The sequence below is a fragment of the Sphingobacterium chungjuense genome (genome assembly GCF_011316935.1).
Lineage (GTDB): Bacteria > Bacteroidota > Bacteroidia > Sphingobacteriales > Sphingobacteriaceae > Sphingobacterium > Sphingobacterium chungjuense.
In genome coordinates, this window is the sequence record NZ_WLYS01000003.1 from 603817 (window position 1) to 616794 (window position 12978).

The following is a 12978-nucleotide window of genomic DNA, read 5'->3' on the forward strand; positions in this document are numbered from 1 at the left end:
ATTACATACTTTCTGGAACCGTGATTCCCATTAAACTCATACATCTAGCAATCACCGATGCCGTAGCAGTAGATAGTTTTAAGCGGAATGTTTTTATATGCTCTTCTTCCACTTTTAGAATACTCAACTCGTGGTAAAACTTATTATAAAGCTTAGCCAATTCGTATACATAATTGGCAATCTGTGCCGGACTAAAATCTTTGGCTGCCGCTTCGACTGTTTGTGGGTAGTTGGATAATGCTTGAATCAAGTCACGCTCGTACTCCGTAATCGTATCTACAGACTGGCTCGAGTTCACCTCACCTGCTTTGCGTAATACCGATTTGATACGCGCGTGGGTATATTGAATAAACGGACCCGTATGGCCTTGGAAATCGACGGATTCGTTTGGATCGAATAGCAAGCGTTTTTTAGGATCTACTTTTAACAAGAAATACTTCAAAGCGCCCATACCGATCGTGCGATACAGTTCCTGCTTTTCTGCTTCTGAAAATCCTTCCGTCTTGCCCAGTTCTTCGGTACGTGCTTGCGCCGTTTCGATCATCTCTGCCATCAAATCATCGGCATCAACGACCGTTCCTTCGCGGGATTTCATTTTACCAGATGGTAAATCAACCATACCGTATGACAGGTGGAAAAGACCATCTGCCCAAGCTTTACCTAATTTTTTAAGAATCAAGAACAATACTTTGAAGTGGTAATCTTGCTCATTACCCACCACATAGATCGATTCTTCCATACCAAACTCATCGTATTTCAATTGAGCGGTGCCCAAATCCTGTGTAATGTATACCGAAGTACCATCACCACGCAATACGAGCTTTTCATCCAGACCATCTGCCGTGAGGTCGATCCAGACCGAGTTATCTTCTTTTTTGAAGAACACACCTTTATCCAGTCCTTCTTGAATAATATCTTTTCCTAATAAATAAGTATCCGACTCATAGTAGAATTTATCGAAAGAAACACCCAAAGAATCGTAAGTAACACCAAAACCAGCGTACACCCATTCGTTCATGGTTTTCCATAATTGGATGACGGCTTCATCGCCTGCTTCCCATTGTTGCAACATGTGTTGCGCTTCTTTGATCAAGGGCGCATTCTTCTTAGCTTCTTCTTCTGTTTGGCCTTGCGCTTTGAGTGCGTCAATTTCGACTTTGTAAGCTTTATCAAAAGCGACATAATATTTACCCACCAAATGGTCACCTTTCAATCCAGCTGTTTCTGGTGTTTCGCCATTGCCAAATTTCTGCCAAGCCAACATCGACTTACAGATATGAATACCACGATCATTAATCAGATTGGCTTTGATCACATCATAACCGTACGCTTTCCAGATCTCTGCCACCGAAAAACCTAAGAGGTTGTTGCGGATATGGCCTAAGTGCAAAGGTTTGTTTGTATTGGGCGATGAATACTCCACCATGATGCGTTTGCCCGTCGGCTCAAATACACCAAAGTCCGAAGCTGAAATCGATTCGTGCAATAGTTTGATCCAATACGCATCGGAAAGCACAATATTCAAAAATCCTTTAATCACATTATAGGATACTACTTCCGCAATTTGTTGCTGTAGTATTTCACCAATTTCTTGCCCAGTTTGTTCCGGAGATTTCTTTGAAAAACGGGTGACGGGAAAAATTACAATCGTAAATTGTCCTTCAAACTCTTTTCGAGTTTCTTGCAAACTAATTTGAGTATCAGGAATATCCGCTTGATAAAGCGATTTTACCGCGTTCACGGTCTCGGCAACGAGTCTTTGTGGAATTGATGAATCCGCCATATAAATGTAAGAATGTTATAAAGCTTCTGATAATGAGGGTGAAAAATTACGGTGTTTGTAATAGGTATTCATTACGAAAGCATATCTTTGCCAAAAATAACAAAAAATGCAGAGCTATCAGGAATTTCTTGACTTAAGTGTCGGTTTCCCGCAAGACGGATTCGACATCATTGATGACGAATTATACTTCCACGATCTAAACCTCATGGAGTTAATAGAGACGTATGGCACGCCCCTGCGTTTTACCTACCTCCCAATCATCAGCAAAAAGATCCAACAGGCTAAAATACTCTTTCAAACTGCCATCTTAAAGCATAATTACCGCGGTTCGTACAAGTATTGTTACTGTACGAAATCTTCGCATTTCAAGCATGTGGTGGAAGAGGCGTTGAAAAACGATATTCACCTCGAAACTTCTTCGGCATTTGATATGCCGATGATCGATGCATTGGAACGCCAAGGCACGGTGACGAAGGATATCACGGTAATCTGCAATGGTTTCAAAACCTATCAATACAAGCAGTATATCGTCGATATGTTGCACGATGGATACACCAATATCATTCCGGTACTGGACAACAAAGAAGAGTTCAATATGTACGATGATGAGGTCGAATTGGGCACACCTTGTAATCTAGGAATTCGTATTGCGGCAGAGGAACAACCTGATTCGCAATTTTATACGTCTCGCCTAGGTATTCGCATGGAAGATGTGATCGATTTTTACAACTCCAAAATCTCTGAAAATCCAAATTTTAAAGTAAAACTATTACATTTCTTCATCAACTCGGGTATTTCGGATACGCCGTATTACTGGAATGAGTTGGAGAAATACGTGACGTTGTACTGTAAATTCAAGAAAATTAATCCAGATCTAGATACCTTAGATATTGGTGGCGGTATGCCATTCAAAGATTCTTTGGTACATGATTTCGACTTTGAATACATGGTGAATGAGATCGTGAACCGCATCAAACAAATCTGCGCACACCACGAAGTATTGGAACCAGATATCATTACGGAGTTCGGAAAATACACCGTGGCTGAAGCTTCGGGTATCTTATACAAGGTATTGGGTCGTAAACAGCAGAATGATCGCGAGAAATGGTTGATGTTGGATGGTTCATTCATCACTAACTTGCCCGATGTTTGGGCGCTAAACCAAAAATACATTTTGCTTCCGATCAATAACTGGGATTCCGAATACGAACGCGTCAACTTAGGTGGTATCACCTGTGATGGACAAGATTATTATAACCAAGAAGCGCATATGAACTCGGTATTTATGCCGAAAACTCGTAAAGTGCAGTATTTGGGATTCTTCCATACGGGTGCTTATCAGGAAGTATTGAGTGGTTATGGTGGTATACACCATTGTTTGCTGCCTTCTCCTAAGCACGTGTTGATTCGCAGAAATCGCGACGAGACATTCAACTACGAAGTGTTTGGTGAGGAGCAAAATTCGAAACAAGTGATGAAATTACTGGGTTATCAATAACCTTTTATCCATTTAATAGATACCAATCTTTGAAACGTTTTATGTGGATTCTTATAATCGTACTGGTAGTTATAGCCTTGGCTTTTTACCTGTTTAGCAAGCAAGATAAGATTGGATATTATGCCAAAGGCGAGCGCCTGCAACGTATGGAGGCGGCGCCTAATTTCAAAAACGGCGTGTTTGACAATCTCGAAAACACGCCTAGTTTAGCCGAGGGGGAAACCATGTTGACCGTGATGCGCAAATGGCTTTTCACGAGCAACCCTAACAAGCAACCACTATCCGAGCTACCACATGTACAAACGGATCTTAATGCTTTGCCTTTGGATAGCAATGTGTTAGTTTGGTTTGGTCACTCCTCCTATTACCTACAGTTGGATGGCAAACGTATTCTGGTAGATCCAGTTTTTAGTGGAAATGCATCGCCTGTTAATAACATCAAAGCATTTTTGGGTACGAATACATTCGGCGTAGCCGAAATGCCCGAAATAGATATCCTCATCATCAGTCATGACCACTGGGATCACTTGGATTATGCCACGATCCGTGCTTTAGAACCCAAAGTGAAGCAGGTATTGACTGGGCTGGGTGTAGGTGCACATTTCGAAGGTTGGGGTTATCCAGCAGCCAAAATCACGGAATTGTATTGGGGAGAAACCGCAGATATCGATGGCTTGCATTTCACCAGCTGTACTGCGCGTCATTTTTCAGGACGCTGGCTCACACGCAATACTAGTTTGTGGTCTTCTTTTGCTGTTCGCTCTAGCAACCTCAACCTGTATTTGGGTGGCGATAGCGGTTATGGCAAGCATTTCAGGGAAATTGGTAACGCTTTGGGGCCGTTTGATTGGGCGATTTTGGAAAACGGACAATATAATACTTCTTGGAGATACATCCATATGCTGCCTGATGAGGTGGTACAAGCGAGCCAAGATTTGCGTGCAGAGAAATTCATCCCGGTACATTCTGCCAAGTTCGTCTTATCCATTCACGATTGGGATGAGCCTTTGAAAGAAGTCACACAATATGCCAAAAATAAGTCGGCGCTAGCCGCCACGCCCAAAATTGGCGAAGTGGTATATTTGAACCAAAATCAGTCTTTCGACGCCTGGTGGGAAAATATTTAGCAATTACTTAGCACCGCTTTAACATCGGCTTAAAGTAGCCTTAGTACCTTCGTGCACATCAGAGAACTTACCTACCAGCCAAACTTCTAGGTATTCGTTACAACAATCGACGTCAGATTGTTGTTTTTAGTTTTGCTTTTGGTTAAATTTGGTATTCTCTACCATAAGATCTCAATCTTACAATGAAGAGTACATGACGAGCCCAACTATTGACAATAAAATCTACCTGCATGACGTGGATCATTTCCAGTCTGTATACCGTGATTTTTTTGCGCCCTTATGTCTCTTCGCTTCCAAATTTATTCCCGAGAATGAAAAAGACCTGGTCAACTCTCTTTTTGTAAAACTCTGGCAACGTGAAATGGCCTTCGAAAGCTACGAACATTGTCGAAATTACCTGTACAAAGCCGTACATCATGCCTGTCTGGACGAGTTGAGCCTACAAAAAAACAGTAAATTACGCGAAGATGGTTATGCACGATCTATGCCATTCGAAGATGCAGCCGTAGATCATGTCATCATCGAGAATGAATACTGGGCGATGATCTTTCGCGGACTGGAAAAGCTACCAGCGGCCTACAGCAATGTACTTACCATGAGCTATGTGGAAGGCTTGAAAAACCAAGAAATCGCACAAGAGCTCAATTTATCGATGCAAACGGTGAAAAACCAAAAGTCGAAAGGACTGAAATTACTGCGCTCCCTCCTGCTGAAGCATGCTTCGATCCCTACTATCCTATACTGGTTATTCAGTTTATAAAAAAATCTTTCTTTTTTTTAAGGTACTTTCTGATTGGCTAGCCGTATATAGAATATATGACTACCAAGTATCGAATTATTGAATTGCTCCACAAAGAGCGAACAGGTGCATTGAATGCACAAGAACAACAGGAGCTCACGAACTGGTTGTCGACCTCAAAAAATGCTACCTTATACCAGCAACTCAAAAATAGCGCATCTGAGAAAGAAGCACTGAATAAATTACAGGCTTACGATACAGAGACCGAGCTTGCACAGATTTTAGGCAGGATTACTACACAACAGCGCAATAAAAAGACAAAGGGCAACTGGTTTAAAGTTGCAGCGTTGAGTGCAGCATGCCTCGCTGCCGCTTTAATACTTATCTCCCTTTTGTTTAAACCGGCGAAAGAAGTAAGCGCCGTAATCGCGGCGGGAACAGATAAAGCGGTACTCACATTAGAAGACGGTACCATCGTGCCCTTATCCGATTTTGAAACAAAGGTAAATCATTCTTCTGGCACGATGCGTGTATACGCGGATGCCGAAGGACGCCCCGTCTATGAATATACCGGTACAGATAACAATAGTGCAGGATGGCACACGATCACTACGCCAAAAGGCGGACAATACACGGTAAAATTACCTGATGGCTCGACCATATGGTTGAATGCAGCGTCCAAATTGAGTTATCCGCTCAACTTTTTGGCCGATAGAAAAGTGAAATTAGAAGGTGAAGGATATTTTGATGTGCAGAAAATGTCTGTCAACAGGGGTACATTAGCTCCTTTCACGGTAGAGTTATCGGGACATCAGGTACAGGTACTTGGCACACAATTCAACATCAACGCGTACAAAGAAAATGCGCAAACACAAACGACCTTGATCGAAGGAAAAGTACAGATTACCGCGCAAGCGGGCACAAGTATGTTGCGCCCCGGACAACAAGCGATGGTATCCTCCTCCGGATCCGGTGCTATTCATGTACAAGAAGTGGATACGCGCTCTTTTGCCGATTGGAAGGAGGGTTATTTCTACTTCGATGAAATCTCTATCCAAGATATCATGAAAAAGATTGCGAAATGGTATGATATCGAGGTTGCCTATGCAGGTACTATTCCTACGGAAAAATTTGGTGGAGAAATCTCCCGTTTCGAAAATCTGCAGGAACTTTTAGACCTGTTAGAAATGACCGAAAAAGTTCATTTTAAAGTGGAAGGAAGGAGGGTAACTGTCATGCCATAAATGCTATGTGCAAATAAATATGTTACCCTAGAGAATATAACAGGACATTGTTGCAGCAATGCCCTGTCAAATATAGGGTCAACAGCTATCTAATCGTGAAAATCGTAGTTTTCTAACCCTAATCAAATATATGAAATTATCAAAAGCCAAAGGTATCCTTATGCGCTTAAATTTAATCGTTGCCCTACTGCTCACCTGCGCGATCGGCACCTATGCAACAAACACCTTCGCTCAACGCGTTACCTTAAGCAAAAAGGACGCCAAGCTGAAAGATGTATTCTCGGATATTCGCAAACAAACATCGTATAGTTTTATCTATACGCAAGAATTGCTTGACAAATCGAATCCTATCAATATTGAGGTGCTCAATATGCCCTTGGTTGAGGTATTAGATTTATGTCTAAAAAATCAGCCACTCACCTACAAGCTCTCTGGGAAAAGCATTATTCTTAAAGAAAAAGCACTTCCGGTAGCTACTAAAGCAAATGCTAGTGCAAATCAGCAAGAAACATTTCCGCTACGTGGCACGGTGTATATTCGCACCGATGATGGCACGGCTACAGTAGCTGGCGCCAGTGTGCGAAGCAACTCGCAAGCGGTCGGCACAGGAGCGGATGGCGTTTTTAACCTTTCGGTAAAACGGGGTGACAACATTGTCATTTCCATGATGGGCTATAATACCAAAACGGTGGTTGTCGGTACAGCTCGCACCATCGACATCATACTCGAACCAGCGATCAACGAAGTGGAAGATGTGGTCATCACCGGTTACATGACACAGGAAAAACGCTCTATTACGGGCGCGATGTCTTCCATCAAATCGGATGTACTTGAAAATGTACCGGTACAAAGTATTGACCGCGCGATGCAAGGCCAATTATCCGGTGTAAATATTATGGCTGCCAATGGTGTACCAGGCGGTCCTGTAAATATCAACATCCGTGGTATGGGATCGATTACCGCTGGAAATGAGCCTTTGATCATTGTTGATGGTGTGCAACTAAATATGTCTGCAAGTTCTGGACAAACAGCCAGTAATCCGTTGGCTTTCTTGAATAATAATGATGTGGAGAGCATCGAAGTATTGAAAGACGGTGCTGCGGCATCTATTTATGGTGCACAAGCTGCCAACGGTGTGGTCTTGATCACCACGAAACGTGGTAAAGCGGGCAAGACAAAAATTGGCCTCAATTACTACAACGGTATCACTACGCCGATGCCAGAAGTGGCTATGATGTCTACTGAGCAATATTTTACATCACGATTCGAAGCCAGAAACAATAGATATCCAACACGTACGCTGGAACGTAACCGTGCAGATATGCTGACCGCAGTTGGATTGCCAGCAGATTTGACTGATGAGGATATTGCTGCATTAGGAACATACAACTGGCAAGAAGCAGCTTTCCGTACCGGGAGAACTAACAATGCAGATATTTCGGCTAGTGGTGGTAATGAGAAAACACAATTTTTCGTATCCGCTTCCTACAACAAAACAGATGGCAATGTGGTGGCGATCGATTTTGAACGCGCTACGGCTAAAATCAACTTGAGACACGAAATTTCGAAGCGTCTTTCTTTTGATTTGAATACAAACTTAAGTAGTATCGTACAGAACGGTACTTCTGGAAGTAACGGCTCTACGGGTGCATATGCTGCACCGCAATATGCCGCACCTACCATGTTGCCTTTCATCCCGATCTATAATCCTGATGGCTCTATGAATGCGCCAATTGAAGGTTTCCCCGGATCGTCCAATAGAAATCCTATTCAGGAAAGTTTACTAGGAACCTTACAAAGTCGCACCAAAGCTTTGGTGACTAATGTAAGCGCGACGTACAAAATATTAGACAACTTATCGTTCAAATCATTCTACGGATTAGATTTTCGTCTGATTGACGATGAGCGCTACGTAGATCCACGCACCAGAAGTGGATTTGCAGCACAAGGTTCATTGACTGTTGGTGCTCGCCAAAACCGCAACTTCATCACCAACCAGACCTTACAGTACAATACCAGCTGGAACGATCAGCATAATATCTCTGCCTTATTGGGTTTTGAGTACCGTAACGACAATCGTGAGATGAACTCGATCTCCGCAAGTGGTTTTACCACACACCAATTTCGCACATTACAATCTGCGGCAGTGATCGGTAGCGCTTCTGGAAGTTGGACTGGGTTCAAACGCGCTGGTCTATTTACACAAGTCAACTACGATTTCAATAAAAAATATTTGTTGAGCGGTGTGTTACGCTATGATGGTTCATCCCGATTTGGTGCAAACAATTACTTTGGATGGTTTCCAGCCATTTCAGCAGGTTGGAATATCTCGGAAGAATCATTTATGGATGACCAAGCTTGGATCAACCAATTGAAAATACGAGCAGGTTATGGTGAGACAGGTAACGATGCCATTGGCAATTTCGATGCTAGAGCATTGTATGGCAGTTCCAGCTCTTCAAACTACAATCAGGAGCCCGGACTTCGCCCCTCTGGATTGGCCAATACAGACCTTAAATGGGAGAGAAATTTAACATCTAACATCGGTTTGGATTACGGTTTCTTCAATAATCGTATTTCAGGTTCTATCGAGGTATTTAGACGCGTTAGTAGCGATTTACTATTGGATAGACCTTTACCTTACTTGAGTGGTTTTTCCAATGTAACCAGTAATATTGGCCGCGTAAAAAACGAAGGGGTGGAATTTGATATTCGCACTACGAATGTAAAAGCGGGTCATTTTACTTGGACAACCAACTTCAACATTACCTTTTTACGTAATCGCGTTCTACAACTCTTGGGCGACGACCAAGTGCTGCCGGGCGACCAATCGGTACGCGTAGGTTATTCATTGCGCACCAATGTGACTTTAGATTATGCTGGTGTCAATTCAGCAACGGGTCGTCCGATGTGGTATGATGCGAATGGAGAGGTAACGTATACGCCCAGCAGTCCGAACGATCTGAAGATCTTTGGAAACCAGATGAGTGATTTCTTCGGTGGATTCACCAACACCTTTAGCTACAAGGGATTCTCTGCAAGTGCATTTTTCCACTATGACTACGGCCGGGAACTCAGCAATGCGGGTATGCACAGCCGTTGGTTCTTGAATGGTGGCGACAACCGTAATACGTTAGAGCGCATCTTCTTGAATCGTTGGACTACGCCTGGTCAAGTCACCACCGTACCGCGTCCATTCGATGCTAATACCGAGGTCGGCAGTATTTCACACGCCACTACCAGCAGCCGATTTTTGGAAGATGCTTCATTCATCCGCTTAAAGAATGTCACGGTATCTTATCAATTGCCGACAGGCATCGCACAACGTCTTGGCATGACCAACCTAAAAGTATATGCGCAAGGAGAAAACCTAGCAACATTTACCAAATGGACAGGTTACGACCCAGAACTCATGATTGGTTTTGGTGAGTTTTCATCGACACAAGGCACTATCCCACAAACAAAAGTGTTCACGTTTGGAGTACAGGTTGGATTTTAATAATACAGGAAACGACAATGAAAAGAATAGTATATATCACCGCCATAGCTTGGTCTACCCTACTATTTAGCGGATGTGAAAAAATGTTGGAAGTGAATCCTCGGCAATCTATTGATGCCGCAGATGCGCTAACCAGCAAAGAATCCATTACGGCAGCTACCAACGCCGTGTATGCTCGATTGCGAGAAGTAAGTTTATATGGCCGCGACCTGATTGCCATACCCGATGTATTGGCAGATAATACCATAAACACCTTAGCAGGAAATCGCTTGGTGCGGGAGTGGAACAATCAAATTGGATCGCACCTGAGCAATTGGCAACAATCGTACTACGGCATCAACCAAATCAACTTGATTTTAGCCGCACTAGACGAATTCGATACCGATCAGGCTTACAAAGACGGTATTCGCGGACAGAATTTGTTTCTCCGCGCTTTGTATTACCACAATCTCATGCGTGCGTATGCCTATGATCCTACAGCCATAGTTGCTGCACAAAATCGTGGTGGTGTTCCGATTATGCAACGTGGTGCTATCGCCGTCGAAGAGATCGAATTTAGCTCTCGCGCTAGCATTGAAGAAACTTACGCCTACATCTATCGCGATCTTCAAGAAGCTTATGAACTGATTCCAGCATCTAACAACAGTAGAGGCCCATTCTTCGCGACCAAAGGTGCGGTAGCAGCATTATTTTCCCGTGTTGCATTGTACAACGGAGATTATGCACGTGTGCTAGCGGAATCAGAAAAAGCGATGAATAGTGGCGTGGCTACCTTTCCAAATGCGGCACAACTCGAAGCTTCTTGGCGCAGTGAACGTCATCCAGAATCATTCTTCGAAATTCCATTCGCCACGCCAGATAACATTGGGAGCAATGAATCATTACGTGCTACCTACATGACCAGAACGACGGTAGGTTCTACCGCGACGGCATCACATGGCAATGTCGTGATGAGCGAAGAATTGCTGGCGCAATATAGCGCAGCTGATGCACGTCGCGCCTTTATACAAAGCGGATTAGGTGCCAACCGTGCTTATTTTGAAATTAACAAATTTGCAAGTAAGAATGGCGTACCAAACTTAGACAATGTTCCTGTGATTCGTTACGCAGAAGTAGTACTGAATCGTGCAGAAGCGTTAGCAGCGCTTAACCAAACTGCCTTGGCCAATACAGAATTAAATAAAATACGGACTCGTGCCAACCTGACTTCGGTAAACTTGCAGGGCGATGCGCTGAAAGCAGAAATCCTGCAGCAACGCCGTTTGGAGTTTGCCTTTGAAGGTCATCGCTTTTTCGATCTAAAAAGATTGGGATTACCGATCGTCAAGGAATCGGAAACGATTGCCTTCGAAGACCTACGCATACTGAGCAGAATTCCAGTTCGCGAGGTAGAAATCAACAGTAGTCTCGAACAGAATTTCGGATATTAAACTAGCAAAAAAATGAAAAATAGTATAATCATAGCGCTATGTCTTCTTTTGACATCTTGCTTCAAAGACTATGAAGATAAGCTCATCTTTAAGGACTTTATGGTCGAATTTCAAGATGCCGTAGTCGTAAGTAACGCCGTCGGCAAGACCTACCCGATCATTACCGCTCGCCCAGGCGAGCACAAGCTACAGGTGAATCTGTTGGGCGGCTTGTCCGAAAGCGCGCAAACGATTCGTGCTACCGTGGTAGCGAGCGAAACGACGGCAGTACAAGGTCAGCATTATGAACTGAGCCAAGATGGACAAATTCAATTTCCAGCCAATACGGCAATTAGTTCATTGAATTATGCGATACCTTCGCTAGCTCCACAAACGGATGTTGTTTTGGTCATAGAGCTTCAGGCAAACGATCAGGTAAAAACAAGTGGAAACTACAAGACCGTAGGTATTCGGATTCAGAATTAAATAACTCCTTAATCAAAGGTTTGATGAAGTCTCTTAACTTCATCAAACCTTTTTTTGCTTGATAAAGACATGATACAATATTTATTTTTAATAATGGCCTTAGCCAGCTCCCTAAGCTATGCACAGACTTCATCATTAGCAGTGAGTTCGACGCTAGCACAAGACAGCATCCAGGAGCTACCACATCTCTTCTTTAACGCCGATGACACCCTCATTCGTTGGGTAAAAGACGGCGCTTTACAACAGATATCCAGCACAGAAACGCCTGACTTTAGAAAAGATGTCGCACAACTCGCGGCCACATTCGATTTGCCCTTGTTAGCAGCTTTAAAAGAAAATGAGGCTTACAGCAACTTATCCGATCGTTCATACGAATATTCGGACGTGCCAAATTGGTTGGCCATTAGCGATATTCATGGTCAATATCCGCTATTTGTTGCATTATTACAGCAACATCAGGTAATTGATTCCAAAGGGAATTGGATCTTTGGAGAGGGACATTTGGTGATCAATGGCGACATCTTCGATCGAGGCACTGGCGTAACCGAAGCCCTTTGGCACACCTACAAATTGCAGCAGCAAGCGCTATCTGCTGGGGGCAAAGTGCATTACTTAATCGGTAATCATGAATTGATGGTATTGGATAATGATTTGCGCTATGTGCATGATCAATACAAACTGATTGCGGAAATTCTCGACAAACCTTACGAAAAACAATTTGGAAGACAATCGTTTTTCGGACAATGGATCAGACAGCAGCCCATTACGATAAAAATCAACGATACCTGGTTTGTACATGCGGGTATTTCTCCAGAAATCGTTCAGGAAAACCTGACTCCTAAAAAAATCAACAGCTTATTCCGAGATAGCATCTTTACGCAGCTACGGGCAGATTACCGCGCGAACCCAACATTGAACTTATTGGCCACGTCCAATGGACCTGTCTGGTATAGAGGCTACTTTAAAGATGAAACAATAAACCAAGGCAATATAAAGCGAATACTTCAATTCTGGAATGCCGATCGCATGGTCATTGGCCACACGTCACAAAAACAGATCACACCATTATTTGAAAATAAAGTAATAGTGATCGACTCCAGTATTAAAAACGGCAAGACTGGTGAAGTGTTAATATATAACGAAGGTCAGCTATTTCGAGGTTTGCTCAACGGAAGTCGGCTTGCATTGTAAAT

Annotated in this window: 9 protein-coding genes; 8 read left to right on the forward strand and 1 reads right to left on the reverse strand. The window is 43.2% G+C overall.

Annotated features, from left to right (window positions below):
* Window position 1: 1 nt before the first annotated feature.
* The gene (gene argS / locus GKO22_RS10300; RefSeq protein ID WP_166334730.1) at window positions 2–1783 is read right to left on the reverse strand and encodes an arginine--tRNA ligase; all 1782 of its coding nucleotides are present in this window, start codon (window positions 1781–1783) and stop codon (window positions 2–4) included.
* Window positions 1784–1889: 106 nt separating this feature from the next.
* Between argS and GKO22_RS10305 the strand changes: the two genes are divergently transcribed.
* The 8 genes from GKO22_RS10305 (at window position 1890) to GKO22_RS10340 (ending at window position 12976) form a co-directional block, all read left to right on the forward strand.
* On the forward strand, window positions 1890–3281 hold the full coding sequence (locus GKO22_RS10305) for an arginine decarboxylase (protein WP_166334732.1): 1392 nt from the start codon (window positions 1890–1892) through the stop codon (window positions 3279–3281).
* A gap of 41 nt (window positions 3282–3322) precedes the next feature.
* Window positions 3323–4408 carry an MBL fold metallo-hydrolase gene (locus GKO22_RS10310; RefSeq protein ID WP_166334734.1) on the forward strand — a complete coding sequence of 362 codons (1086 nt, stop codon included), beginning with the start codon at window positions 3323–3325 and terminating at the stop codon, window positions 4406–4408.
* A gap of 193 nt (window positions 4409–4601) precedes the next feature.
* Window positions 4602–5168 carry a sigma-70 family RNA polymerase sigma factor gene (locus GKO22_RS10315; RefSeq protein WP_166334736.1) on the forward strand — a complete coding sequence of 189 codons (567 nt, stop codon included), beginning with the start codon at window positions 4602–4604 and terminating at the stop codon, window positions 5166–5168.
* 56 nt (window positions 5169–5224) lie between these two features.
* Entirely contained in the window at window positions 5225–6391 is a 1167-nt protein-coding gene (locus tag GKO22_RS10320; protein ID WP_166334738.1) for a FecR family protein, read from the forward strand.
* 130 nt (window positions 6392–6521) lie between these two features.
* Window positions 6522–9890: a TonB-dependent receptor gene (locus GKO22_RS10325; protein ID WP_166334740.1), complete on the forward strand. Its 3369-nt coding sequence runs from the start codon at window positions 6522–6524 to the stop codon at window positions 9888–9890.
* A gap of 17 nt (window positions 9891–9907) precedes the next feature.
* Complete coding sequence (locus tag GKO22_RS10330; RefSeq protein WP_166334742.1) at window positions 9908–11320, forward strand: RagB/SusD family nutrient uptake outer membrane protein; 1413 nt, start codon at window positions 9908–9910, stop codon at window positions 11318–11320.
* A gap of 12 nt (window positions 11321–11332) precedes the next feature.
* Window positions 11333–11785: a DUF4843 domain-containing protein gene (locus GKO22_RS10335; RefSeq protein WP_166334743.1), complete on the forward strand. Its 453-nt coding sequence runs from the start codon at window positions 11333–11335 to the stop codon at window positions 11783–11785.
* Window positions 11786–11854: 69 nt separating this feature from the next.
* On the forward strand, window positions 11855–12976 hold the full coding sequence (locus tag GKO22_RS10340; protein ID WP_166334744.1) for a metallophosphoesterase: 1122 nt from the start codon (window positions 11855–11857) through the stop codon (window positions 12974–12976).
* Window positions 12977–12978 lie beyond the last annotated feature (2 nt).

Excerpts from the sequence above, each read along its gene's own strand:
- argS (WP_166334730.1), bottom strand. The coding sequence starts at position 1,783 with ATGGCGGATTCATCAATTCCACAAAGACTCGTTGCCGAGACCGTGAAC.
- GKO22_RS10305 (WP_166334732.1), top strand. The coding sequence starts at position 1,890 with ATGCAGAGCTATCAGGAATTTCTTGACTTAAGTGTCGGTTTCCCGCAA.
- GKO22_RS10310 (WP_166334734.1), top strand. The coding sequence starts at position 3,323 with ATGTGGATTCTTATAATCGTACTGGTAGTTATAGCCTTGGCTTTTTAC.
- GKO22_RS10315 (WP_166334736.1), top strand. The coding sequence starts at position 4,602 with ATGACGAGCCCAACTATTGACAATAAAATCTACCTGCATGACGTGGAT.
- GKO22_RS10320 (WP_166334738.1), top strand. The coding sequence starts at position 5,225 with ATGACTACCAAGTATCGAATTATTGAATTGCTCCACAAAGAGCGAACA.
- GKO22_RS10325 (WP_166334740.1), top strand. The coding sequence starts at position 6,522 with ATGAAATTATCAAAAGCCAAAGGTATCCTTATGCGCTTAAATTTAATC.
- GKO22_RS10330 (WP_166334742.1), top strand. The coding sequence starts at position 9,908 with ATGAAAAGAATAGTATATATCACCGCCATAGCTTGGTCTACCCTACTA.
- GKO22_RS10335 (WP_166334743.1), top strand. The coding sequence starts at position 11,333 with ATGAAAAATAGTATAATCATAGCGCTATGTCTTCTTTTGACATCTTGC.
- GKO22_RS10340 (WP_166334744.1), top strand. The coding sequence starts at position 11,855 with ATGATACAATATTTATTTTTAATAATGGCCTTAGCCAGCTCCCTAAGC.